Here is a 25,212-nt window from a genome sequence, read left to right on the forward strand (position 1 = left end):
TCGGCTGCCGGAATGGCGGGTGTTTCGGATTGAAAACAACGCGTCCATCACGCGGTGGACGGCTGGTTATCCGCGCTCGGGCGCAAGGGAGAGTAGGTTAAATTTCATTGTTTTCGCTCGGTTTAATTCCTTTGCCTGCAATGATCTGCCTCAATGAACTATCCGCCCGCCGCTCCATTCTGGCCGGTAACGGTTTCGATGGTTGCGCCCAAAAGCCTTGCCTTGGATCGCCAGCCGGTCGATATCCGCGTGGTAGTTTTTCCATTGATGAACTGGAAGTGACAGACATGACCAAGCGAATTTTTGCCTCCCCCGGCCGTTATATTCAGGGAAGCGGCATCATTGCCGAACTCGGCGATTACCTTTCCGAAATGGGCACCAAGGCCCTTCTCGTATCCGACGATATCGTCTGGGGCCTGATCGGTCAGAAGGTCGAGGCGGCAGTCTCCGGCAAGGTCGAATTTTCCCGCGAAAAATTCTCAGGCGAAGCCTCCACCAACGAGATCAACCGTCTCGTCGACGTGGCGAAGAAAAACGGCACCAACCTCGTCGTCGGCATCGGCGGCGGCAAGACGCTGGATACGGTGAAAGCCGTGGCTGACGAGCTGAAGAGCCCCGTCATCATCGTGCCGACCATTGCCTCGACAGACGCGCCCTGCAGCGCGCTCTCGGTCATCTATTCTGATGACGGCGTCTTCGAGAAATATCGCTTCTACGCCAAGAACCCGGATCTGGTTCTCGTCGATACCTGGATCTGCGCCCAGGCGCCGGTCCGCCTCTTCGCGTCGGGCATCGCCGATGGTCTGGCAACTTACGTCGAGGCGCTCGCCGTCCAGCGCTCCAACTCGAAGACCATGGTCGGCGGCTCCGCCACCATTGCCGGCATGGCAATTGCCGAAGCCTGCGAAAAGACGCTGCTGACCTATGGTCTGAGCGCCTATCAGGCCGTCGAAAAGAAGCTGGTAACGCCGGCCGTCGAAGCGGTCGTCGAAGCCGCAACGCTTCTCTCCGGCCTCGGTTTCGAAAACGGCGGTCTGGCTGCCGCCCACGCCATTCATAACGGCTTCACGGCGCTCAATGGTGATATTCATCACCTCACCCACGGCGAAAAAGTCGCCTACGGCACGCTCGCCCACATGATCCTCGAACAGCGCCCCGACGACGAGATCGCCGGCTATATCGACTTCTACCGATCGATAAAAATGCCGGTGACATTAGCCGAACTGCACCTGGAAGGCGTTTGCCGCGAAGACCTGATCAAGGTCGGCCAGCTCGCCAACAGCAAGGACGATACGCTGCAGAACCTGCGCGCCGACTTCACGGCGGAAGAAGTGGCGGATGCGATTTTTGCCGTGGACGCACTGGCGAAGGTTGTTTGATCAATGACTGCGCCGGGCATCTTCGGGTGCCCGGTTGCTGCCGCCGGCATGTTCGGCGGTCACTCTCGCGAGCGAGGCACTAGGCCACAAGCGCCTTGGCGGTGCCTTCAGGGTCAAATCAGGCTATGCCTCGTGAAATTTGATCGACGCCTTCAGCCTATGCTGTTGAAAGTCTTAAAATAGGTGAGCGCAAGTTTTCCTTATGACCCTCAACCCATAATCACGTTATGGGTTGAGCCATATCCAGCGCCGGTTTGGCTGGTTTTTATTGAACACAATCACGCTTGCCTGACCTACGATATTATCCTCGGGAACAAAGCCGATGTTAAAGCGACTGTCGAGGCTGTTATCCCGGTTGTCGCCAAGCATGAAATAGTGAGCAGTCGGAACGACGAACTCGGCTGTATTGTCTCCGCGACTGTCGTCCGAGATTTCTGCAACGGTGTAGGAGCGACCGGAAGGCAGAGTTTCGCTATATAGCGAAACCGAGCGCCCATTAAGTTCCACAGCACCTTGTTGCTGTCGCGGTACCGGCTGGCCATTCAAGAAAAGGACACCCGAGCGCAACTGGATATGATCTCCGCTGATGCCGACGATCCGCTTGACGAAATCCGTCTCTAGATCATTCGGCGCCCGGAAAATGACAACGTCGCCTCGTTCTGGAGCGCGTGTGAACCAGCGTGTCTTGGGACCAAGCCCGAAGGGCAGTGAGTACCGGCCGTAACCATAGATGTATTTATTCGCGAAAACATAGTCACCTACCTGCAAGGTAGGAGCCATCGAGTTGGCCGGAATTGCAAAAGGCTGAAACAGCAGACTTCTGATCATCAGCGCGAGCACAGCAGAACCGACACCGAAAACCAGAAGAAGACTGTACCAGCGAGAATACCAGGGAAAATGGCGTTCGCTATTCAACGATCGCGCGGCCAGATAACCGTGGATCCCCCCGACAATGCGAAGTCCAATCATGCCGAGATAACCATCGAGCGGGAAGGCCGCGCCTTGGTAAGCCCACTAGATTTGCGCTGCTGCGGCGGCGAAGCCCACAAAGACATAGAGGATCGCCAGCCAACCTCGACCGAGATAGGCCATGACAACATCCGGCCCGAAGAGGAGACCTATAATGGCTGTACCGATGGGATTACGGGAGCGAAAGGCGTTGATAATTTTCATCTAGGCAGTTTTCAGTTTTCCATCTTCCGATATCCAAGCATCGCGGACAGGTCGGAAGAAATACAATGAATCAATGAAAATTTCCGCGGCGAACTTAATCACCGCGGGGATCAGCTTATCTAAACTTGGGTTGCGGGAAAGTGGCGACGCCACTTATCCCTGCAATTATCAAGAGCAGCCGCTCGTAGCACCGCACGTGTCGCACTTCTCGCAGGTGCCGTTGCGCACCATCGTGAAGTTCTGGCACTCGGAGCACATGTTGCCCGTGTAGCCCTGCATGATCGATTTCATGCGGCGGTCGGCTTCGACCTTTTTGGCTTCGGTCTTGGCAGCGGCCGCGTCGGCTTCGGCCTTGTCGGAGAAGAGCGCGGTGGCGACCTGCTTTTCTTCCGATACGACCTCTGCGTTCACTTCTTCCGCAATCTCTTCGGCCAGTTCCTTGGCGCGCTCTTCGTAATCGCGCTTGAAGGCGACGATTTCGGAGGTCGAGATGGCCATTGCCGGCTCGAGCTTGCGGGCCGTGTTGCCGGCGATCGAGGTGACGCTGGCCGAAGCGCGGGCAGGGGCGGCGGTGGCTGCACCCTTGGCTTCGGAGCCACCCATTGCACCGCCCTGGATCAGGGTCGGCTTGTAGCCGCGGGTCCAGCCGGTCGAGACGAGCTGCGTCTTGCCTTCCTGAATTCCCTTGCCGAGTGCCGTGTTGGAAAAGTCCGACGTATCGACATGCGCAAGGTCATGACGGCCGAGATAGGAAACGGCGAGTTCGCGGAACACGTAGTCGAGGATCGACGTGGCGTTCTTGATCGCGTCGTTGCCCGTGACGATGCCGGCCGGCTCGAACTTGGTGAAGGTGAAGGCCTCCACATATTCTTCCAGCGGCACGCCGTACTGCAGACCCAGCGAGATGGCGATGGCAAAGTTGTTCATCATCGCACGGAAGGCAGCGCCTTCCTTGTGCATGTCGATGAAGATCTCGCCGATCCGGCCGTCACCGAATTCGCCGGTGCGCAGATAGACCTTGTGACCGCCGACATTGGCCTTCTGGGTGTAACCCTGACGGCGGTTCGGCAGCTTTTCGCGCTCGCGGGTAACGCGCTCGATGACGCGTTCGACGATCTTTTCGGTGATCTGAACGGCCTGGGCAGCAATCGGCTGCTGCATCAGTTCTTCGACAGCTTCTTCCGCATCGTCCTCGTCGATCAGCGACGCGTTGAGCGGCTGGCTGAGCTTGGAACCGTCACGATAGAGCGCATTGGCCTTCAGAGCCAGCTTCCACGACAGCATGTATGCTGCGCCGCAATCTTCCACGGTCGCATCGTTGGGCATGTTGATCGTCTTGGAGATCGCACCCGAGATGAACGGCTGGGCAGCCGCCATCATGCGGATATGGCTTTCGACCGAGAGATAACGCTTGCCGATCTTGCCGCAGGGGTTGGCGCAATCGAAGACGGCCAGATGCTCGTCCTTCAGGAACGGCGCGCCTTCCAGCGTCATCGCACCGCAGACGTGGATATTGGCAGCCTCGATATCCTTCTTCGAGAAACCGATATGCTCGAGCAGGTTGAAGCTCATGTCGGCAAGCTGTTCGTCGCTGACCTTGAGCGTCTCCTTGAGGAAGTCGGTACCGAGCGTCCACTGGTTGAAGACGAACTTGATGTCGAATGCAGCCTTGGTGGCGCCGTTGATCGCCTCGATCTTCTCGTCGGAAAAGCCCTTGGCCTTCAGCGAGCCGGGGTTGATGCCGGGAGCCTGGTTGAGGTTGCCGTGACCGATGGCATAGGCCTCGATTTCGGCAATCTGGCTTTCCGTGTAACCGAGCGTGCGCAGGGCTTCCGGAACGGCACCGTTGATGATCTTGAAGTAACCGCCACCGGCAAGCTTCTTGAACTTGACCAGTGCAAAGTCGGGCTCGATGCCGGTCGTGTCGCAGTCCATCACGAGGCCGATCGTGCCGGTCGGCGCGATAACGGTCGTCTGGGCGTTGCGGTAACCGTGCTTTTCACCAAGTTCCAGCGCCTTGTCCCAGGCGGCCTTGGCGTGAGCCGACAGCGTCTGGTCCGGGTTTTCCGAATGATAGAGCGGAACCGGATCGACGGAGAGCTGCTCGTAGCCGGTGGTTTCACCGTAGGCTGCGCGGCGATGGTTGCGGATGACCCGCAGCATGCTTTCGCGGTTTGGCGCAAAGTTCGGGAACGGGCCAAGCTCGCCGGCCATTTCAGCCGAGGTCGCATAGGAAATACCGGTCATGATCGCGGTCAGCGAACCGGCAATCGCACGGCCTTCCTTCGAGTCGTAAGGAATGCCCGACGACATCAGGAAGCCACCGATATTCGCATAGCCGAGGCCGAGCGTGCGGTACTGGTAGGAGAGTTCGGCGATTTCCTTCGACGGGAACTGCGCCATCATCACCGACACTTCGAGAACGACGGTCCACAGGCGGACGGCATGTTCGTAATCTGCGATCGCGATGTTCTTCGTTGCCTTGTCCTTGAACTGGAGAAGGTTGAGCGAAGCAAGGTTGCAGGCCGTGTCGTCGAGGAACATGTATTCCGAGCACGGGTTGGAGCCGCGGATCGGGCCACCGGCCGGCGAGGTGTGCCAGTCGTTCATCGTCGTGTTGAAATGGATGCCCGGATCTGCCGATGCCCATGCGGCATAGGAAATCTGTTCCCACAGGTCCTTGGCCTTCAGGGTCTTCATGACCTTGCCGTCCTTGCGGGCGGTCAGGTTCCACTCGCCATCGTTTTCGACAGCCTTGAGGAAGTCGTCCTTCAGCGAGACGGAGTTGTTGGAGTTCTGGCCGGAAACCGTCAGGTAGGCTTCCGAATCCCAGTCCGTGTCATAGGTCTTGAACTGCAGATCCTTGTAACCCTGCTGGGCGAACTGGATGACACGCTTGACGTAGTTTTCCGGAACCAGGTCCTTCTTGGCAGCGCGGATTTCGCGCTTCAGGGCTGGGTTCTTCAGCGGGTCATAGCAATCGTCGTCACTGCCTTCGCAGTTGACGCAGGCCTTCATGATAGCCTTCAGGTGCTTGGCGACGATCTTCGAACCGGTGACGAGAGCAGCAACCTTCTGCTCTTCCTTGACCTTCCAGTTGATGTATTCCTCGATATCCGGATGGTCGATGTCGACAACGACCATCTTGGCCGCGCGACGGGTCGTGCCGCCCGACTTGATCGCGCCCGCAGCCCGGTCGCCGATCTTCAGGAAGCTCATCAGGCCGGAAGAACGGCCGCCGCCGGAAAGCTTTTCGCCTTCGCCGCGCAGATGGGAGAAGTTGGAGCCGGTGCCGGAACCATACTTGAACAGGCGTGCTTCGCGAACCCACAGGTCCATGATGCCGCCTTCATTGACCAGGTCGTCGCCGACGGACTGGATGAAGCAGGCATGCGGCTGCGGATGTTCATAGGACGACTTGGACTTGGTCAGCTTGCCGGTGAAGGGGTCGACATAGAAATGGCCCTGGCCGGGGCCGTCGATGCCATAGGCCCAATGCAGGCCGGTATTGAACCACTGCGGCGAGTTCGGGGCAACGCGCTGGGTGGCGAGCATGTAAGCCAGCTCGTCCATGAACGCGGCCGCATCGTCTTCGGACGAGAAATAGCCGCCCTTCCAGCCCCAATAGGTCCAGGTGCCGGCAAGACGCGAAAAGACCTGGCGGGCATCGGTTTCGGAACCGTAGCGCTCGCCTTCCGGAATATCCTTCATCGCCTTCTCATCGGCGACCGAGCGCCAAAGGAAGGACGGGACGTCGTTTTCTTCAACGCGCTTCAGGATCTTCGGAACGCCGGCCTTGCGGAAATACTTCTGCGCCAGAACGTCGGTCGCGACCTGGGAGAACTGCGACGGCACGTCGATATCGGCAAGACGGAAGACGATGGAACCGTCCGGATTGCGGATCTCGCTGGTCGCCTTGCGGAACTCGATAGTTCCGTAGGCGCCTGTCTCAGGCTTCGTGAAACGACGTTCGATGCGCATTGCCTCTAGTCCCTCATCCTTTGTCGCCATATAGGCGCACGGGTTCGATGCGGCTGCTCTCCATCATGGGCAGCCGGCTGAAATTTCATCCAGACTCATTGGATGTCTATCTGTATATTGTGCTGGATAATGGCTGCCAACACTAAATATAGTATTAACAACATGTTTATGCCAGCCCAATCGCCGTCTTGGCGATGATTTTCAAAGCGCACGGAAACCCGTCGCCCGGCTGTATGTCAGAACAAGCCCTGCGCTCGATTGTTTCCATAAAACTCGAAAAAGAACCGGCCTCGTTACTCCCGGTCCAGTCGCCGCCGCAACATGGGTTTATTCATGGCCGCGCATCCTGATTCGGTCAAGCCGTAGCCGGTAGGAGTTTCTAAACCACAAGATATTGTGGCTGATGCCTGTGGATAACGGGGAATAAAAAACAGCTAGGATTCTCAAGTGCTTGGCGACCGGAGCTGAAGCTTGCGCGAGGCTTGCGAAATTCGATTGTGGCATGATCGGGGCAGATCGGCGGCTCTGGAAGCCCTTTCTGAACAGGCATTTTAGCACTTGGCCATACCATATTGAGACATATGGGTAACACGGCCCTCTAAATGTAGAAAAGTCCGCCATCCTGTGGATGACGGACCAGCTATTGACATCAAAACGACAGGGCAGGGTATGCGTCAGCGCATATCCTGCGGCTCGTGGTTGAAATGGAATGGGGCCACTATCTGTTGTGATCCTCGAGTCTTGGAGATCTAGCCCCGGTGTCCCTTTGCGATCGGCTCCTGATAGGTGAAGCCCATGTCCCAGGGAAAATAAATCCAGGTGTCCTGGGAAACCTCGGTGACGAAGGTGTCGATCGTCGGCACGCCGGTCGGCTTGGCGTAGACGCAGGCAAAATGTGCCTTGGGCAACATCTCGCGCACTTCCTTCGCCGTCTTGCCGGTATCGGTCAGGTCGTCGACAACGAGAATGCCTTCGCCGCCGTTTTCCAGTAGTTCGGGCGAAATGCCTTTCAAAAGCACAGTTTCGCCCTGGTCGACATAGTCATGGCGCGTGGCGATGCAGACCGTATCGATGAGACGAATATTGAGTTCGCGCGAGATGATCGCCGCCGGCACCAGGCCGCCGCGGGTGATGCAGACTATTGCCTTGAACTCCTGGCCAAGGCCGGAGAGACGCCAGGAAAGCGCACGGGTATCGCGGTGGAATTGGTCCCAGGAAACGGGAAATGCTTTTTCAGGAAGAGACATGAATTTGCCGCCAGAACGAGAGTTTCTTTGGCTCTCGCTAATAGCGGCAAGCGAGGGGAAAAGGCAAGCGGTCGGACTTTATGTCGGTTGCGCTCCTCTTCCCCTTACGAGTTTCAAGCTTCTTGGTGCGGAGTGAAGGTGAGGGCGACGATAAGGCCGATGATGGCGCAGGCCGAGGTCAGCCCGGCAACTGCTCCCCATCCGCCATGTATCCAGAACCATCCGCCGGCCCAGCCGGTAAAGCTAGCACCGATATAATAGAACAGCAGGTAGAGCGCCGAGGCATGGCTCTTGGCGGAGCCGGAACTTGCGCCGACACCGCTGCTCGCTGCCGAATGGCCGATGAAAAAGCCGATGGTGATCAGCGAGATGCCGAGGATGGTGAGGGTAAGGCTGGAGGTCAGCGTTACCACCACGCCGGCAAGAATGGTGGCGAACGTGACGATCAGTGTTGTCCTTCGACCGAACCGGTCCACCATCCGCCCGCCGGACGATGAAGAAACGATCCCCAGCGCATAGGTGAGAAAGATCATGCTGATCGCCGTCGGCCCGAGATGATAGGGCGCACCGGCCAGCCGGAAGGTGGAGTAATTGAACACGGTGGTGAACACGCTCGTCAGCATCGTGCCGATCAGATAGAGCCGTAAAAGCGCAGGGTTGGAAAGATGCTGCCGCCACAGATGAAGATGCCGCCCTAGGGGCATGGATTGCGGCCGGAAATTTCGTGACGGCGGCAGAAGCAGAAAGAAACCGATTGCCGCGGCGACACAGGCTACTCCCAGCGCATACATGGCGATCTGCCAGGAGGTGAAGGCCGACATCAGGCCCATGCCCACCCGCCCGACCATCGCCCCGAAAGCGGTGCCGCCGATATAAAGTCCCATCGCCCGGCCGAGGCTCGCAGGTTCGATCTCTTCTGCGAGATAAGCCATCGCCACCGCGGGTACGCCGCCAAGCACGAAACCTTCGACTGCCCGGGCTGCAAGAAGCCAGCCCCAGCCGCCGGCGCTTGCAACGACAAGATTGCATACGGCAGCCAGCATCATCGAGGTGAACATCAGCGTCTTGCGGCTGACGACCCGGGCGAATGCACCAGACAGAAGGATCGCAAAGGCAAGCGCACCGGTCGTCAGTGATAGCGCCAGCGAGGCCGTTGCAGCGTTGATACCAAAATCTTCGGGAAATTCTGGCAGAAGCGGCTGGACACAATAGATCAGTGAGAAACTGGCAAAACCGGCAAGGAAAAGCGCCCAGCTGGCGCGACGAAAGGCAGCGCTGTCGCCTTTTATCCAGGTTGTTTCGAATTCCGTCGGTATCGCCTGAATTGCAGCTTCAAGTGTGGCGGGCTGGGGCATGGGGTATCCTTTGCAGACGCATATAGCGCCATGCCGACATTGCCGCTAATATATGGACAAGGCATTCTCCATATCTGGAATTAATATCATGGAGCTCAGACACGTCCGTTATTTCCTGGCAATTGCCGAGGAGGGGAGTTTCACCCGCGCGGCAGAGCGCCTGGGTATCGCACAGCCGCCGCTCAGCCAGCAGATCAAGGTGCTGGAGCAAGAGGCTGGCGTCCGGCTCTTCCGCCGCCTTTCACATGGGGTCGAGCTCACGCCCGCTGGTCACGCCTTTCGGGCTGCGGTCGGCAACGTTCCGCATGAGATCGCCGAAGGCGTAAGGCTTGCGCGCAAGGCTGCTGCGGGTGAAAGCGGCGAGATTCGCATCGGCTTTACCGGGACCGCAGCCTTGAGCCCAGCCGTGCCTGTCTGTATCGCGCAGTTTCGAAATACCTATCCGGATGTCGAGATCAATGTCACGGAGGCCAATTCCATGGCGCTTGCCGCGGCACTGATCGAAGACCGGCTGGATGTCGCCATTCTGCGTCCCTCGAACTCCTATCCCAATCTTCTGACCGAGGAGGTTCTGACCGACGAGCCGCTTCTCGCTGCGCTGCCTGCCACCCATCCCCTGGCGGTCTCTGGAGAGATTATCGATCTTGCCAAATTGTGCGACGATCCGTTCATCCTGACGCCCCGCAGCGTTGGCGTCAGTCTTCATGATGCGATCCTGCGGGCCTGTGCGAAATCCGGCTTCACGCCCAAGTCGGGGCCGGCAGCACCCCATATTGCTTCGATTCTCTCACTGGTCGCGGCAGGCCTCGGCGTGTCGCTTGTTCCGGCATCCATTGCTCGCGTAGATTTGCACGGCACGGTATTTCGGCATCTGGGTGACACTGCCGAACGTGTTGCGATCTCACTCGCCTATCGCAGGGCAACGACATCGCCTGTTGTTAGAAACTTCTGCTCCGTCGCACGAAAGGCGCGCACGGATAGGCGCTTTGAACTGCAGGCGCAAAAAGAATGAGGTCCTCGCATCTGTTTTCTTCATCTGACTTTCATCCCGCAAACACCCTGTCGCCGCATTTGGTTGCAATGCCGACCGGGCAGATATGAATGAGGAAAACATGGACGAACTGGAAAAAGCGGCTCGCGGATTGCTTTATGATGCAAATTACGATTCTGCCGTTCTGGAAAAGCGCAAGGCGGCCAAGCGTATCCTGCATCGGCTGAATGCACTCTCGCCGGATGAGAGGCAAGAACATGCCGAGCTGATCCGCGGGTTATTGGGACGCATCGGCAGGAATTTCGTCTTCGACGGTTCGTTTCACTGCGATTACGGCTTTAATATCGAAATAGGCGACGATTTCTATGCCAACGTCAACCTTGTCATTCTGGACGGCGCGAAGGTCACTATCGGTGATAACGTCTTCATTGCTCCCAATGTCGGCATCTACACCGCGGGTCATCCGCTAGACCCAGAGCGCCGCAACGCCGGCCTCGAATATGCTCTTCCGGTCACGATCGGGAACAACGTCTGGATCGGCGGGGGAGTTTCGATTATGCCGGGCGTGACCATCGGCGATGGTGCGGTGATCGGCGGCGGCGCGGTCGTCACGCGCGATATTCCGGCGAATGTCGTTGCCGCAGGAAACCCGGCACGCGTTATCCGGGAGATCACGACCGAAGACGCAAAGCGCGAGAGTTTCGGCCGCAAGTAGCCGTTCCGCGTATTGGGCAAGCGGCAGCACCTTCTGGCTGCTGCCGCTCGACCTTTATCGTGAAAGCAATGTCAGCGCCGTCATCGAATCGAGTAGGCTGCGCGTTACCCCGCCGAAGAACATTTCCCACCAGCGCGAATGCCCGTATCCGCCCATGACAAGCAGATCGATGCTCTTGTCTGCAAGGCGGTTTTCGATCGCTGAAGCCGGCGAATTGCCGCCGCTGTCCTGCGTCGTCAATGTTACGTTTATGCCGTGGCGGGCAAGTGTTGCGGCAAGCTCGGAACCTGCAAATTCTTTTTCCCTATCGCCGCGCTCAGGAGGATCGATCACCAGAACCTCTACCGAAGAGGCCTGCTTGAGGATCGGGAGCGAATCGAAGGTGGCACGGGCAGCCTCCCGTGAACCGTTCCAGGCGATCAGCACACGTTCGATCGGTTTTGGTTGCTTCAGCGTATAGGGCACGAGCAACATCGGCCGGCCGCTTTCGAACAGGAATGTCTCCAGGTCGGCGCGATGATCGGCCTGGGACGGGCTGCTCTGGTTGGCAACGATCAGGTCCGCAGTCCGTGCGACCTCCTGTACGGAGCTTGATGCATAACCAGCCGCCAGCATGTAGCTGCGCCATTCTGCCGAAAGTCCCTCGCGCGTGGTCTTCTGGCGGAAAATCTGCTCAATTGCCTGAGTTTCCTTCTGGGCGCTTTCCTGCAGGATCTCGATTGCGGTCGGGTCGGGGATTTCCATCGGCGCGATCAGCGGAACGGCGGTTAGCGTCTCGGCATGAACCCCCACCAGATGCGCGGAAAACTGCTCGGCGATCGCAACCGCAAAATCGGTGATCTGTGGCGCGTTTCGCTGCGTGTCGAGAACCGCAAGAACAGTCTTGTAGGACATGGACATCTCCTCACTACAGGCTTCGTTTCGAGCCCTGTTCCGATAAGGTGGTGCTGCCGAGGCGCGGGTCAACGGGCGCCGCCCTTTGGTTATGCGTCCGCAGTCGGATTGGCCGAAATCCCTTTTCGATCGAGGCCGGCAATCATCTCCGAGACTGCTTCTGCAGCGGCATCCATAGCCTCGGCATCACGGCCGCGCACGACGATCTCGGTCGAGAATTTCTTTCCGTCGAAGCGCGGGTAGGAGCCGATGCTGGTTTCCGGATGCGCCTTCTGGATATCGGCAAGCAACGTGCCGATATCACCTTCGCCATAGGGGCAGGAGACGGCACGCGACAGCATTTTTGCGCCGCTGCGCAAGGTCGGCAGAACGTTGTCGACCATCGCCTGGAAAACCTGTGGCACACCTGCCATCACATAGACATTGTCGATGATGAAGCCGGGGGCCGTGGAAACGGGGTTGGCGATATGTTTCGCACCTTCCGGCATCCGCGCCATGCGCTGGCGGGCAGGGGTGAATTCCATCTCGCGCCGCTTGTACATCTCACCAAGTAGGGTCATCGCCTCTAAGTCATAGATGCACTCGACGCCAAATGCCTTGGAAACCGAATCTGCGGTAATGTCGTCATGGGTGGGGCCGATGCCGCCGGATGTGAAGACGTAGTCATAGCGTGCCCTGAGCGCATTGAGCGCCTCGACGATCGCTTCTTCTTCGTCCGCAACAATCCGAACCTCCTTGAGGTCGATGGCGGACAGTGTGAGCATATCGGCCAGATGTCCGATATTCTTGTCCTTGGTTCGCCCCGAAAGCAGCTCGTCACCAATAGCGAGCATGGCAGCGGTTACGATGGTGGAGGAGGTGGAGTGATCGGACATGACGAGGCTCGCTTTTTGTGATGGCTGGACGTTAATCCGCCTGCCGGGGAATGCAATCCCGCCGACGCTTACCTGATAATACGCAAATTGAACAAGATATGCCGTCGTCGTTCGAAAATAGTGGACAGTGCGTTGTGGTATCGCCGTCTGGCGGCCCACACCCGGCTCGGGTAGCTTCCGGCCACACGCTTGTAACAAGGCAGATCAATGATCATCGAGTTCTTGAAAAAGCTGTTGGGCGGAGCACCTACTGTAAGCTCAGCAACAGCGTCCACTCCCGCAGAGGAAACGAAGAAAATGACGAAGGTTCTGGTTCTTTACTATTCTTCCTATGGTCACATCGAAACGATGGCCTACGCTGTCGCCGAAGGCGCGAAGTCGGCCGGTGCCGAAGTCACCGTAAAGCGCGTTCCGGAACTGGTCCCGGAAGAAGTCGCAAAGTCCTCGCATTTCAAGCTCGACCAGCCTGCACCGATCGCCACCGTTGCTGAACTTGAAGAATATGATGCCATCATCGTTGGCGCCGGCACACGCTTCGGCACTGTCGCCTCGCAGATGCGCAATTTCTGGGACCAGACGGGTGGCCTGTGGTTTACCGGCAAGCTGGTCGGCAAGGTTGGATCTGTCTTCACGTCGTCCGCCACCCAGCACGGCGGTCAGGAATCCACCATCCTCGGCTTCATTCCGACCCTGCTTCACCACGGCATGGCCGTTGTCGGCCTTCCCTATGCCTTCCAGGGCCAGATGGGTGTTGAAGCAGTCAAGGGCGGCTCGCCCTACGGTGCCTCCACCATCACCGACGGCGACGGGTCTCGCCAGCCTTCGGATGTCGAACTGGAAGCCGCAAAGTTCCAGGGTGCCCATGTTGCAAAGATCGCAGCCAAGCTTTCGGCCTGATCTCGATTAGCCGTCGGAATTTACCTGAAAGGGAGTGGCCTTGGCCGCTCTCTTTTTGCATTCTGGGCACAGTTTTGGGCACAGATGACGAATTTGTGCCCATGATTGAAGGCGCGCCGTCTTCGGTGTGAACTTCGTGTATCTTCTTTATTCTATTTATATCAATGACTTAGGTTGTTGGTGCGGACGGCGGGGATCGAACCCGCATGACCGAGGCCGAGAGATTTTAAGTCTCTTGCGTCTACCAGTTTCGCCACGTCCGCTTGGGTCTTGCTTTTCAGGTAGATAGACGATTCCGTCAAGCTCAGCTTTGCAAAACAAGTTCCGGAGTTCTGCAAAGCTGAGCTTTCGTCCCGGATCGTTGCGGTCGTCCACAGCCCAGGCCTAGTCATAGGTGAAGAAAAAGGCCGGCACCGCGGGGTGCCAGCCTCATCACAATTACATCTCCGCAGCCTTTGTCAGTCGAGAAGATCCGCAGGCACATTGCCGCCGTTTTCCGACAGCTTTTTCATCAATGCCTTGTGAAGCCACATGTTCATCTTGGCCGAATCCCCTGTGTCGCCGGTGTAGCCCAGTTCGGCTGCAAGTTCTTTGCGCTCGCTGAGACTCGCATCCATGCCAAGAGCCTTCATAAGGTCGACGATCGAGTGGCGCCAGTCGAGCTTTTGGCCGCTCTTCTTGACCGCAGCGTCAAGGATGGGCGCGACGTCGACGGGCGCAGACGTTGATGGACTTGCTGCCGGAGCGGCGGACGCCGCTGCGGGGGCAGGGGACGAAGTGGCTGCAGTCGGCGCGGAGCCCGTTGCGGCGGGAGCCGCAGCTGGATTTTCAGCTGCCGCTGCCGGGGAGCCGAAGATCGCATTCTTAATCTTGCTGAAGATGCTCATGGGTCTTCTCCTCGAGGTTATATGGTAAGGAACTAGGGCGTCCAGTGCTGGAGGAAATGGGGCCGATGTCTAAACGAAGCGAATTGTGGTGGTGAGCAATATTGTCGGGGAGGTGCAGGATCGCTTCAGGTTGACGCTTTAATGTCCGGGGCTATGTCCTCCTCCATAACGAGGAGGAAAATATGGTCGGGAAAGTATTGTTCTTTTTGATGATAATCTTCGCCGGCTCGGTGGCGCATGCGGAAGGTACGGTAAAGGAAGGCCAGGTCATGGCCAGCCGCATTCTCGGAAAGAACGTCGAGTACTCGCTGTATCTGCCACCGGGTTACGGTCGTGACGAGAGGCGTTATCCGGTCATCTACCTTATGCATGGTGGCGGCGACGGCCAAAATCAGGATTGGTATCGTTTCGGCAACGCCAATCTTGTTTTTGACAGGCTGATCGAATCAGGTGAAGTGCCGCCCTTCATCGCCGTCACGCCGGAAGGCCGCCGGGATGACGACAACAAATTCAACACTTATTACATGAACGATGCCGACGGCCAGTATTTGTGGCAGGACATGTTCGTGAAAGAGTTCGTTCCGCACATCGAAAAGACCTTTCCCGTCATTCCAGGTAAAAAGTCCCGCGGCATTCTCGGCCTGTCGATGGGCGGATATGCAGCAATTGCTTTTTCCATGAAATATCCGGATCTTTTCGCCGGTGCCGCTGCATTGAGTGCGGCCTTCCGCACCGACCAGCAGATCGTCGAAATGGATCAGGCAGGATACGATCGGCGCTATGGCAAAGCCTGGGGTGTCGGATTGGCCGGACGCGATCGCCTCAATCAACCTTATTACGCCAACAGCGTTCTCGATCTGGTCGACAAGGTCCCGGCTGACGATCTAAAGAAGACCGAGCTCTATATAGACTGCGGTTCCTATGACGATTTTTTCGTCGGCAATGCCGAGCTGACAATGAAACTCCGGAAGCTGAAAGTGCCGCATCATTTCATGGCCCGCGAGGGTGGTCATGACTGGACCTATTGGCGCACCGGGCTGCCGCAGGCGACCGTTTTTATGGGTAAGGTTTTTCGTCAATAACAGGCCGCTAGACATTATTTGTTCGTCTCCGCCGGAATGCTGAAGTCGGCGGAGAACTGAAAGCTGATTAAACGGGCTTGGTCTTCATCCACAAGCTATGGCATAGCGATGAAAATCTTGACGAGCCGTGGATGGTTTATGTGATGAAGACAGGTGTGGATGATGCCAAGGCGGCGATGCGGACGATCTTTCCGGAGACCCCGCTCCAGTTGAACGAGCATCTGAGCCGCCGTTACGGCGCAGATATCTGGTTGAAGCGTGAGGACCTGTCGCCGGTCCGTTCCTACAAAATCCGCGGTGCCTTCAATTTTCTGCGCAAGGCGATCACTGCTGGCGCGAGCGGCAAGACGTTCGTCTGCGCTTCGGCCGGCAACCATGCGCAGGGGTTTGCCTTCGTCTGCCGCCATTTTGAAGTGCCGGGCATTGTTTTCATGCCGGTCACGACGCCGCAGCAGAAGATAGACAAGACCCGCATCTTCGGCGGCGAATTCATCACCATCAAGCTTGTCGGCGACATCTTCGACCAATGCTACGCTGCCGCCCGTGCCCATGTGGAGGAAATCGGCGGCATGATGGTGCCACCCTTCGACGATCTAGACATAATCGAGGGGCAGGCGACCGTTGCTGCGGAAATTTCGACCCAGCTACCCGATGGCGTGTTGCCGGACTTGGTCATTCTTCCGGTTGGCGGCGGCGGTCTTGCTTCCGGCGTCACTGGCTACCTCAAGGATGCGGTCGCCGCTGAAGGTTTTCTCTTCACCGAGCCGACAGGCGCGCCGAGCCTGAAGAAAAGCCTCGAGGCCGGATCGCCCATAACGCTTCCGAAGGTCGACAACTTCGTCGATGGTGCCGCGGTCGCGCGCATCGGTGATCTCAATTTTGAAGCGTTGAAAGGTTTTTCGTCGTCGCAGGTGATGCTGGTTCCCGAAAATGCGATCTGCGTCACGATGACCGACATGCTGAATGTCGAAGGTGTCGTGCTGGAACCGGCAGGTGGTCTTTCGATCACCGCCCTGTCGCTTCTTCCGCGTGAAAAGATCGCCGGAAAGACCATCGTCTGCATCGTCTCGGGCGGCAATTTCGATTTCGAGCGGTTACCCGATGTGAAGGAGCGGGCCATGCGTTATGCGGGCCTGAAGAAATATTTCATCCTGCGTTTGCCCCAGCGTCCCGGGGCTTTGCGCGATTTCCTCAACCTTCTGGGCCCGGATGATGACATCGCCCGTTTCGAATATCTGAAGAAATCGGCCCGCAATTTCGGCTCGATCCTTATCGGTATCGAAACGACGGCGTCGGAAAACTTCGCCGGCCTTTATGAACGTTTTGAAGGGGCAGGGCTCGGGTACGAGGACATCACCGAAAACGAAATCCTCGCCAACCTGATCATCTGATGGGCTGGCGCTTCCGGCCTGAAACAGTTACAGGCGGTTGGGTGCGTTTCGGCGCCGGGAGCAATGTGGTAGGCAAAATCATGGCATCTTTTTTCTCTTCTCTCCTCTCCGCCTTTTCAGGCAAGGATAAGCCGGCTCAGGCTGCCAAAGGCGTGGAACCTGTTGCTTACAAGGATTGCCTGATCTATCCGGCACCGATCGCCGAAGGCGGACAATATCGCCTCGCTGGCCGGATCGAGAAGGACGTAAATGGCGAAACGCTGGTTCGCCATGTCATTCGGGCCGACATGTTCTCATCGATGGACGACGCTGTGACTTTCACGGTTCGCAAGGCTGAACAGATCATCGACCAGAACGGCCCGTCGCTGTTTTCGGACGGTCAAAGCTCCCGTTCCGCCTGATCCGCCACTGATCGGACGTTCATCTTCAGTTTCCTTAGACACGGGGAGGTTATCCGTGTTTCTGAGATCATCCGGCTCAAAGACGATGCCGCCATCTGGCGCTGCACAATCGGCCGACCGGCTTGCCCAGTCGAGTCCTGTTCACTGAAAGCCTCAACGAAATCATGGTGCATGCCGGCAACGGCCACGCTTTCAGTATCGCCATGATAGATCTCGATCGTTTCAATTCATGGCCATCAGGCTGGCGATGCGGTCATCCGCGAGGTCTCTGTTAGGCTGAAGGCTAAGACCGGGCCGCAGGATATGATCGCTCGCCTTGAGAAGACTTCGCAGCAATTCTGGCAAGCGTGTCGACGGCACAGGATCTGGAAACGTTCAGCGCTCTGCCCGGAGCATACGGCTGACAATGATACGTCAGTCGGTTGTGCCGATATCGCGCTCTATTGAGATGATCCCTGATTGCTGGTCCATTGAAACACATGCCAAGACGATTGCCGGAAGTTGCAGGTCTCGACTTCAATGAGGGCGCGATTGTCCGTCTTATCAGATAACTTGCGCTGGACCCGCCGGGATTTGAGGAAAACTTAACTGAGACGATCCTAAAAGAGCTTGTTCTCAATGGCGCAAGGAGCGCCCATGCAATGGCTTAATCTCGGCCTGTTTCTGATTGAAGCGGTCGTCTATTTCTCCGTCATGACGGCGTTCCTGCATTTTCGGCGTTCGCTTGGCCTAGGTGTGTTTTTGGCCGCGCTCGGTGTGATGCACTTCATGGAGACCTACCTTGGCGGCGGTCTTTTACGTCGAGCTTCCATTCGGAACGGTATCGCCAGGTTCCTCCATCTTTTTTGCCGGCAAGCTGATGATGATCCTGATGCTTTATATCAAGGAAGACGCAGCAACGGTGCGGCAGCCCATCTACGGACTGTTTCTCGGTAATCTTCTGACGGTCGGCATCGCCCAGATATTGCAGCTGCACGCGGCTGTAACGCTGCCGGGCGGACGCGCTGCTGATATGGCTTTTCTCGATGAGATGGGTTGGCTCATGGTCTGGGGCACGACGATCCTCTATGTCGATGCGATTGCCATCATCCTGCTTTACGAGCGGTTGGGGCGTTTCGTCGACAATGTGGTCGTGCGCTTCGCAATTAGCGGCGCTATCATGCTGACCTTTGATCAGGTCGCTTTCTTCTCCGTACTCCACATCCTGCTTGGTGTGCCGCTGCCGGTCTTCTTCGGCGGCTGGTATGCAAAGCTGTTTGCTGTGGTCATCTATTCAAGCCTTTTTGCCGTCTACCTACGGATTGATCAGAATGACCGCTGGTCCGCTTCATCGCGTCAGATCAAGGATATTTTCCATGATCTGACGTTCCGCGAGCGTTATCAGGCGCTGTTGGCAAAGGCTGGGGTGGACGGACTGACCGGGCTGTTCGATCGCGGCCGTTATGAGATGGACGGACCTGAACTGGTGCGAAAGAGCCTCGCAATACGCCAGTCGATCAGCATGGTCATCGTCGATGCCGATCACTTCAAGGACGTCAATGACCGCTTCGGCCATCAGCACGGTGACGCGGTGCTGAGAGAGTTGGCTGCTTGTCTGAGCAGGAGCGCTCGCGCAAGCGATCACCTGTCTCGTTTTGGCGGCGAGGAGTTTGTGCTCCTGTTGTCCGACACAGATCATGACAAGGCTCTGGAAGTGGCAGAGCGCCTTCGGCAGGATATTGCCGCCCGTATAGCACGTCCCGACGGGGTGCCATTGACGGTCTCTGTCGGCGTCGCGACCGCGCCGGAGGATGGCCGTACGCTCGACCTCATCTTGAGCCGGGCGGATGAACGACTTTACCAGGCAAAAAATGACGGCCGCGATAGGGTTCACGGCCGTCATGGAAGGTTCTGAAGTTCGCCGTTTAAATCAGGCGGCGAGCGCCAGCTGCTGCGTACGTTCCTGGGCAGAAGCGATTGCCTTTTCGAAGGCTTCCGGACCGAAAGCCGTGCCTTCGACATAGATCACTTCGATGTCGGTCATGCCCATGAAGCCGAGAACGGTCTTCAGGTAGGGAACGGCATGGTTCATCGCCATGGCCGGGCCTTCGGAATAGATGCCGGCGGCCGAAAGAACGACATAAACCTTCTTGCCGGTGGCAAGGCCTTCCGGGCCTTCTGCGGTATAGCGGAAGGTCAGGCCGGCGCGGGCAACGTTGTCGATCCAGCTCTTCAGCTGCGAATAGATGTTGAAGTTGATGAGGCCGGTTGCCAGCACGACGGTGTCGGCGGCGAGCAGTTCTGCAACAAGCTTGTCCGACAGTTCGGCAGCCGCGGCTTCTTCGGCATTGCGCTGATCAGCCGGCTTGCGGATGGCCGAGGTGGTGACGGTGTCCAGATGGGCGATCGGGTTCTGGCCGAGGTCGTGGCTGACAACGGTTGAACCGGCATTGTTTGCCTTCAGCTTATCGACGAATTCGTTAGCGATCTTGGTCGAAAGAGATTCGTCGCCGCGCGGGCTGGAGGTGACGAGAAGAATGGAAGACATGGTGCCAATTCCTTGATTTGTCTTGGAGGTCTTCTTGCGACCTCGATATGTGGGGCGAGACTGGAGGCTCGTGTAGCTGACAAATAGGTCTAGACCGCCATCGATAAAACGGGGATAATATCGAAGGTTCCTATCGAATATCTGGATAGCTCTTATGGATGCAAATCCGACCCTCGACCAGTTGCAGGTCTTCATCGCCGTTGCGGAAACGGGAAGCTTTTCGGCCGCGGCCCGTTCGCTCAACCGGGCGCAATCCGTGGTCAGCTACACGATCGGCAATCTGGAAGCCCAGCTTGAAGTCACGCTTTTCGAGCGCAGCGGTGCACGCCAGCCAAAACTCACCGAAGCTGGTAGGGCGATGCTGGCCGATGCTCGCCGGATTGTTGCCGACCTGCAGGTCATGCGCTCGCGCGCCAAGGGTATCCGGCAGGGGCTTGAGGCGGAAATCACGCTGGCGATCAGCGTCATGGTTCCGGCCGATGCGCTTGTTGCCGAACTGAAGGAATTCAGGACCGAATTTCCGACTGTCGCGCTCAACCTCAATGTCGGTGAACTCGGCATGGTGATGAACCTCGTCATGAACGGTAAGGCGGATATCGGCATCGGCGGCGCATTGCTGAAACAGGACGATTCCCTGATTGCCGAAAGGATCGGGCACGCCTTCCTGCTGCCGGTCGCAGCTGCCGACCATCCGCTGGCAAAACTCGGACGGCCGCTTACACTTGCCGATGTCCGCGAAGAGACACAGCTTGTCGTCACCGACGCTTCGGGCATGACCGCCGGCCGCGATTTCAATGTTCTCTCCTACAAGATCTGGCGGGTCAGCGACATCGCCACCAAGCACCATCTCGTCAAGGGCGGGCTCGGCTGGGGTGGCCTGCCGGCATCGCTGGTGCGCGATGATGTACGCGACGGCAATCTCGTCGTCCTCGATATCGAAGCCTACGAGCAGGGCGAATACCCGCTTTATGCGCTGCGCAGGACGGCAAGCCCGCCCGGGCCTGCCGGCCAATGGCTGATCGAGAGCTTCGCACGCCGGCTCTCGACCTGCCCGAACAAGGAGCATTTCACCACCATGCTCCGCGCCGATATCGACAAGCCCATCGATGTGCCTGCCTATCCCGAGGCGGCGGAGTAGGCCGGCGCAATCCGGACGATTGACCGCGTCGGGCTGATCTTGATATAGATCGCATCACGGTCAGCAGTTCACCGAGGCGTCGCCGTCCCTTATGGGAAGCTAAACCTGCACATTCAGATATCAGCACTTATCCTGTGCCGAAGTCGACAAGACGGTGACCAGCGACATACCAGACGGACCGGCACGCTTTGAAGGATAAGCCATGCCCAGAACCATCTTTCCGATGGCCGTTTCAGATATGTCGGCCTTCGCCAAATCCCTGCGGGACCTGATCGACAGGCTCGATCACAAACCAAGCCATGTGGAGATGCTCAATCTCCTCAGCCGCGCCGCCGGTTTCCGCAACTACCAGCATTTTCGCGCGACGGCCGATAGCACCGATCCCGTCGAGATGAGCCATACCACGGCCGAGCCGGAACTGCAGGCAAACGAACGTCGTGTGATGCACACGCTTCGCGTCTTCGACCGTGACGGGCGTATCATCCGCTGGCCGGGAAAACGCTCGCAGCAGGAGCTTTGCCTCTGGTTCCTCTGGTCGAAGATCCCGCGCGGAAAAGTGTTTTCCGAACGCGAGATCAGCGCATTCCTGAACGGATTGCACCTTTTCGAGGATGCCGCATTGCTGAGAAGAGATCTCTTCGATCTCGGCCTCGTCACCCGCAATCGTGACGGCAGCGACTATCGCCGCATCGAGAAAAAGCCGCCGCCGGAACTGGGACTTCTGCTGCGCAAGGTCGCAGCCTTGCCGGTAAAGACCCCGACCCGGCAGAGAGGTGCGGCCGGCTTGCCGCAAACCGCAAGCCCGGCCTGACCGTCACAGCGTCAGCGTGCCGGAAATGCATGTCGCCACCTCGCCACCGACCCAGATGTCGTCACTGAGCTTGTCGACATGCACCCGGCCGGCGCGGCCAAGCACGGTGCCCTGTGCGGCGATATAGCTTTCCGGCGCAATCCCGGAGCCGATCAGCCATTGTGCAAGCCCGGCATTGAGGCTTCCCGTCACCGGGTCCTCGTAGCCGTTGCGGGTAAAGGCGCGCACTTCGAACTGCGCCTCTTCACCGTCCGATTGCGGATCGAAGCGCCCGACCAGCCCGACCCGCGCACCTGCAAGAATAGAGTAGTCCGGCCTGACCGCCAGCACATCCGCGCGTGAGGGCAGGCGCACGCCGATCCAGTCCGGGCCGTTCTCGACCCAGTTGGCGTCCTCGATCATCGAGACCGGGATGCCGAGCCCCTTGGCTATCCTCTCGATCAACGCCGGCTCCACCGGGCCGCTTCGCACGAGCGGTGGTGCGGCAAAGGCAAGCCTCTGGCCATAGCGGCGGATCCGCACCAGTCCGGCGCCGCATTCCTGCACGATCTCGCCCTGAGGCGCATTCGCCGTCTGGCTCAGCCACACATGCGCGCTGCCCAGCGTCGGATGCCCTGCAAACGGCAGCTCCTGTGTCGGCGTAAAGATCCGCACCCGGTAATGCGCCTGCGCGGCTACCGGCTTCAAGAGAAAGGTCGTTTCGCTCAGATTGGTCCAGTTGGCGAAGGCCTGCATCTGCGCGTCATCCAGCGCATCCGCGCCGATCACGACCGCAAGCGGATTGCCGCGCATCGGCTGGCTGGAAAAGACATCGACCTGCTGGAAGGAAAAGCTTGGCATAGGGATCACTGCATCCGGTTGAAACGAAAACGGCAGCCTTTCAGCTGCCGTTTGATTCCGCAAATGATTTGGCGAGTGGCCGATCGGCTCACAGCACCAGCCGGAATTTTGCAAAGCCGTTTTCGCCGTCGCCGGCATCCTCGATTTTTGCGCCCTTGATCTCGCCGGCGAAATGGCGCCCCTTCGGCCCGCTCTCGAAGAGTGCCGTAGTACCCGGCAACGGCTTGAACGACCAGTTGCCATCGGCCGACGGGTTGATCGTCCCCTGTTCGACGATATAGCGCACGATCACGTCACGGTTGGTATCGGGCGCAACGAAGATCACCTTGTCACCGGCAATTTCCGGGAACTTGCCGCCACCACCAGCACGATAATTATTCGTCACGACGACGAATTTCTGAGCTGGATCAATCGGTTTTCCTTCAAACTTCAAGTCAGTTATGCGATGCGCATCTTCATTGATCAGCTTGCCGTCCTTGTCAAAGCGCACCTGCTGCGACAGGTCGATCTGGTAGGTCACGCCATCGATGACATCGTAATTGTAGGAAGGGAAACCGTCGTTCAGCAGCGCCGCATCCTTGGCTCCCGCCTTGACCTGATTGAACATGCCCGCCGACATTTCCAGCCAGTTTTTCACCTGCGCGCCGGTAATCAGCACCGCCTGAACCGTGTTCGGATAGAGATAGAGGTCGGCGACGTTCTTGATCGCGATATCACCGGTCGGCACGTCGGTATAATATTCGGCACCGCCACGTCCGCCGGCCTTGAATGGTGCCGCAGCCGAAAGCACCGGATAGTCCTTGTACTGGCCATCCTTCAGCATCTGCTTGATATACCAGCTCTGCGCATTCGAGACGATCTGCACCGAAGGATCGTCGGCCACCAGCGCGAAATAGGAATAGAGCGGTGCCGAGGTCTTGCCGACAGGTCTGCGCACATAGGCGAGCGTCGCCTCATGTTCGGCCTTGGCCGCGGCCAGAACCTCCGGCTTGTCTTTGACATCGGCGACCACCTTGCGGTTCTCGTCGCGATGGTAGATCGGCCGTGCTTCCGACGTGGACGAGATTATCTTCCAGCTGTTGCCATCCTTTTCCAGCAGCAGGTCGATCAGGCCCATATGCGAGCCCCAGAAGCCGGCCATCACTGCGGGCTTGCCCATCAACGTGCCCTTCTTGGCATCCGCGCCGGCAATCCCGTCAAAATCCTTCGGCCCGGGGAAAACCAGGTGCTGGTGCCCGGTGAAGATCGCATCGATCCCTTCGATGCCGGCGAGATAGAGTGAGGCATTTTCCATCCGCTCGCTCTGGCCGGAACCGTCGATGCCGGAATGTGAAAGCGCGATCACGATATCAGCACCTTCCTCCTTCATCTGCGGCACCCAGGCCTTGGCTGCATCGACGATGTCGCGCGTCTGCGCCTTGCCTTCGAGGTTCTTGGCATCCCAGACCATGATCTGTGGCGGCACGAAACCGATGAACCCGACCTTGATCGGCGAGGTGGCTCCTGACCCGTCACGGATCTGCTTTTCGAGGATCACATAGGGCTTGAAGAAAAGTTCATCCTTCTTGGCATCGGATGCCAACATGCCTTTGGTTAGATTCGCACAAACGTATGGAAAGCCCGATCCGGCGAGCACCTTGTTGAGGAAGTCTAGGCCATAATTAAACTCGTGGTTTCCAAGTGTCCCGACGTCATAACCAAGCACGTTCATCGCGCTGATTACGGGATGCTTGTCAACCTCCTTCATGCCACGCTCATAAGCAATGTAATCGCCAAGCGGATTGCCCTGCAGGAAGTCGCCATTGTCGATCAGCATCGAATTGCCGGCCTCGGCGCGGATCGCGTCGACGATCGAGGCGGTGCGGGCGAGACCCAGCGTGTCGTTCGGCTTGTCGGCGTAATAATCGTAAGGGAAGACGTGGACATGGATATCCGTCGTTTCCATGATCCGAAGATGTGCCTGGTTGGCCTGCGCTCGCGCGGCGAAAGGATGCAGCGCGACCAGTGCGGAAGAGGCGGCAATCCCACCGAGAACCGAACGGCGCGAGAGCTGAAAGGATAAAGTGGAGGACGGCATGATATCTCCCTATTCGTCATCGAAAGGCGTAACACTAGGCGCATTCGCATGAGCCTGCATCACCAAAATGACAGGGGGAATAATCCTTCTCTGGCCTACCGCTTCAGCACGGGCTGGATGTCCTGATGGAAGAAGCGGAAATAGGCTGCGACCTGTGCTGCTGCGTTCGTATTGGGGCGAAACTGGATGCCGAGGCGTCCATTATGGCTCCACTTCACCATACCCTCCAGAACACCCAGCTCCTCACTGTCAATCCTGACGGGGCTTCCGATGGAGGCATTGAGTGGTGCGCCGAGGTCTAGCGCCAGACCGGTCGCCGAAATATCGACGACGCGAGCATTGACCGATTGCCCGTAATATTTCAGCGTTCCGGGAATGCGTGCCTTGCGCCGAGGATCAGAGCGCACCTTCATGTTGAGATTGTTCACTGCCATGTCCTGATACCTCCTGACCTTTTATCCGGATTATATCTGGCATGAATTGAAACGCCTTTAGTTTGCGTCATAAAATTGTAACAGATCGGGTAACCGCCGCTTTACATCCGCTTGCGT

23 protein-coding genes, 1 tRNA gene and 1 pseudogene are annotated in these 25,212 nt (G+C 57.9%); 12 read left to right on the top strand and 13 right to left on the bottom strand.

The features are described from left to right. Positions 1-153: 153 nt before the first annotated feature. Positions 154-282: a hypothetical protein gene (locus JZX87_RS31275; RefSeq protein WP_286194378.1), complete on the top strand. Its 129-nt coding sequence runs from the start codon at positions 154-156 to the stop codon at positions 280-282. A 5-nt stretch (positions 283-287) separates the two neighbouring features. Then, positions 288-1,379, top strand: a complete 1,092-nt coding sequence (locus tag JZX87_RS09545; protein WP_206825195.1) for a glycerol dehydrogenase — start codon at positions 288-290, stop codon at positions 1,377-1,379. A gap of 225 nt (positions 1,380-1,604) precedes the next feature. Here JZX87_RS09545 and lepB read toward each other — a convergent pair whose 3' ends face one another. The 5 genes from lepB to JZX87_RS09565 form a co-directional block, all read right to left on the bottom strand. After that, positions 1,605-2,348, bottom strand: a complete 744-nt coding sequence (gene lepB / locus JZX87_RS09550) for a signal peptidase I (protein WP_286194380.1) — start codon at positions 2,346-2,348, stop codon at positions 1,605-1,607. A gap of 45 nt (positions 2,349-2,393) precedes the next feature. Further along, on the bottom strand, positions 2,394-2,552 hold the full coding sequence (locus tag JZX87_RS31280; protein WP_286194382.1) for a hypothetical protein: 159 nt from the start codon (positions 2,550-2,552) through the stop codon (positions 2,394-2,396). 168 nt (positions 2,553-2,720) lie between these two features. Next, positions 2,721-6,533, bottom strand: coding sequence for a vitamin B12-dependent ribonucleotide reductase (locus tag JZX87_RS09555; RefSeq protein WP_206825196.1), 3,813 nt, complete (start codon positions 6,531-6,533; stop codon positions 2,721-2,723). Between the two features lie 749 nt (positions 6,534-7,282). Beyond that, positions 7,283-7,780, bottom strand: coding sequence for a xanthine phosphoribosyltransferase (gpt, locus tag JZX87_RS09560; RefSeq protein WP_148146364.1), 498 nt, complete (start codon positions 7,778-7,780; stop codon positions 7,283-7,285). A 113-nt stretch (positions 7,781-7,893) separates the two neighbouring features. Further along, positions 7,894-9,135 carry an MFS transporter gene (locus JZX87_RS09565; RefSeq protein WP_206825197.1) on the bottom strand — a complete coding sequence of 414 codons (1,242 nt, stop codon included), beginning with the start codon at positions 9,133-9,135 and terminating at the stop codon, positions 7,894-7,896. An 88-nt stretch (positions 9,136-9,223) separates the two neighbouring features. Between JZX87_RS09565 and JZX87_RS09570 the strand changes: the two genes are divergently transcribed. Both JZX87_RS09570 and JZX87_RS09575 read left to right on the top strand, forming a co-directional pair. Beyond that, a complete protein-coding gene (locus JZX87_RS09570) occupies positions 9,224-10,147 on the top strand; it encodes a LysR family transcriptional regulator (RefSeq protein WP_206825198.1) in 924 nt (307 codons plus the stop codon). A 100-nt stretch (positions 10,148-10,247) separates the two neighbouring features. Next, positions 10,248-10,841: a sugar O-acetyltransferase gene (locus JZX87_RS09575; protein WP_148146367.1), complete on the top strand. Its 594-nt coding sequence runs from the start codon at positions 10,248-10,250 to the stop codon at positions 10,839-10,841. Between the two features lie 54 nt (positions 10,842-10,895). On the opposite strand, the gene JZX87_RS09580 is transcribed toward JZX87_RS09575, so the two are convergent. Beyond that, positions 10,896-11,735, bottom strand: a complete 840-nt coding sequence (locus JZX87_RS09580) for a putative universal stress family protein (protein WP_206825199.1) — start codon at positions 11,733-11,735, stop codon at positions 10,896-10,898. 89 nt (positions 11,736-11,824) lie between these two features. Then, positions 11,825-12,610: a competence/damage-inducible protein A gene (locus JZX87_RS09585; protein ID WP_206825200.1), complete on the bottom strand. Its 786-nt coding sequence runs from the start codon at positions 12,608-12,610 to the stop codon at positions 11,825-11,827. A 297-nt stretch (positions 12,611-12,907) separates the two neighbouring features. Between JZX87_RS09585 and wrbA the strand changes: the two genes are divergently transcribed. Then, positions 12,908-13,507: an NAD(P)H:quinone oxidoreductase type IV gene (gene wrbA / locus JZX87_RS09590; RefSeq protein ID WP_148146370.1), complete on the top strand. Its 600-nt coding sequence runs from the start codon at positions 12,908-12,910 to the stop codon at positions 13,505-13,507. A 178-nt stretch (positions 13,508-13,685) separates the two neighbouring features. On the opposite strand, the gene JZX87_RS09595 is transcribed toward wrbA, so the two are convergent. Beyond that, a tRNA-Leu gene (locus tag JZX87_RS09595) sits at positions 13,686-13,770 on the bottom strand. 195 nt (positions 13,771-13,965) lie between these two features. Next, a complete protein-coding gene (locus tag JZX87_RS09600; RefSeq protein WP_206825201.1) occupies positions 13,966-14,394 on the bottom strand; it encodes a DUF3597 domain-containing protein in 429 nt (142 codons plus the stop codon). A 182-nt stretch (positions 14,395-14,576) separates the two neighbouring features. On the opposite strand from JZX87_RS09600, the gene JZX87_RS09605 reads away from it, so the two are divergent. The 5 genes and pseudogenes from JZX87_RS09605 to JZX87_RS09625 all read left to right on the top strand — a co-directional run bounded on the left by JZX87_RS09605 (position 14,577) and on the right by JZX87_RS09625 (position 19,162). Beyond that, complete coding sequence (locus JZX87_RS09605; protein WP_206825202.1) at positions 14,577-15,476, top strand: alpha/beta hydrolase; 900 nt, start codon at positions 14,577-14,579, stop codon at positions 15,474-15,476. A 143-nt stretch (positions 15,477-15,619) separates the two neighbouring features. After that, positions 15,620-16,867: a threonine ammonia-lyase gene (ilvA, locus tag JZX87_RS09610; protein WP_502711308.1), complete on the top strand. Its 1,248-nt coding sequence runs from the start codon at positions 15,620-15,622 to the stop codon at positions 16,865-16,867. A gap of 80 nt (positions 16,868-16,947) precedes the next feature. Then, entirely contained in the window at positions 16,948-17,268 is a 321-nt protein-coding gene (locus JZX87_RS09615) for an HlyU family transcriptional regulator (RefSeq protein ID WP_183989070.1), read from the top strand. A 101-nt stretch (positions 17,269-17,369) separates the two neighbouring features. After that, complete coding sequence (locus JZX87_RS31760) at positions 17,370-17,543, top strand: diguanylate cyclase domain-containing protein (protein WP_353654181.1); 174 nt, start codon at positions 17,370-17,372, stop codon at positions 17,541-17,543. A 361-nt stretch (positions 17,544-17,904) separates the two neighbouring features. Continuing rightward, positions 17,905-19,162 (top strand): annotated as a pseudogene (locus JZX87_RS09625) (GGDEF domain-containing protein). Between the two features lie 15 nt (positions 19,163-19,177). Here the strand turns inward: JZX87_RS09625 and JZX87_RS09630 are convergent. Continuing rightward, positions 19,178-19,795 (bottom strand): FMN-dependent NADH-azoreductase, encoded by a 618-nt coding sequence (locus JZX87_RS09630; protein WP_206825204.1) that lies wholly within the window; start codon positions 19,793-19,795, stop codon positions 19,178-19,180. Positions 19,796-19,949: 154 nt separating this feature from the next. Here JZX87_RS09630 and JZX87_RS09635 point away from each other — a divergent pair, with 154 nt between their 5' ends. Beyond that, positions 19,950-20,933 (top strand): LysR family transcriptional regulator, encoded by a 984-nt coding sequence (locus JZX87_RS09635; RefSeq protein ID WP_206825205.1) that lies wholly within the window; start codon positions 19,950-19,952, stop codon positions 20,931-20,933. A gap of 202 nt (positions 20,934-21,135) precedes the next feature. After that, the gene (locus JZX87_RS09640; RefSeq protein WP_206825206.1) at positions 21,136-21,744 is read left to right on the top strand and encodes a DUF2087 domain-containing protein; all 609 of its coding nucleotides are present in this window, start codon (positions 21,136-21,138) and stop codon (positions 21,742-21,744) included. Positions 21,745-21,747: 3 nt separating this feature from the next. On the opposite strand, the gene JZX87_RS09645 is transcribed toward JZX87_RS09640, so the two are convergent. From JZX87_RS09645 to JZX87_RS09655, 3 genes are all read right to left on the bottom strand, one after another. Then, a complete protein-coding gene (locus JZX87_RS09645) occupies positions 21,748-22,584 on the bottom strand; it encodes a PhzF family phenazine biosynthesis protein (RefSeq protein ID WP_206825207.1) in 837 nt (278 codons plus the stop codon). 88 nt (positions 22,585-22,672) lie between these two features. Further along, complete coding sequence (locus JZX87_RS09650; RefSeq protein ID WP_206825208.1) at positions 22,673-24,661, bottom strand: bifunctional 2',3'-cyclic-nucleotide 2'-phosphodiesterase/3'-nucleotidase; 1,989 nt, start codon at positions 24,659-24,661, stop codon at positions 22,673-22,675. Positions 24,662-24,756: 95 nt separating this feature from the next. Then, positions 24,757-25,095 (bottom strand): PilZ domain-containing protein, encoded by a 339-nt coding sequence (locus tag JZX87_RS09655; RefSeq protein ID WP_206825209.1) that lies wholly within the window; start codon positions 25,093-25,095, stop codon positions 24,757-24,759. Positions 25,096-25,212: the final 117 nt, after the last annotated feature.

Origin of the sequence: Agrobacterium sp. Ap1, from assembly GCF_017313375.1 — a bacterium.
GTDB lineage: Bacteria > Pseudomonadota > Alphaproteobacteria > Rhizobiales > Rhizobiaceae > Neorhizobium > Neorhizobium cellulosilyticum.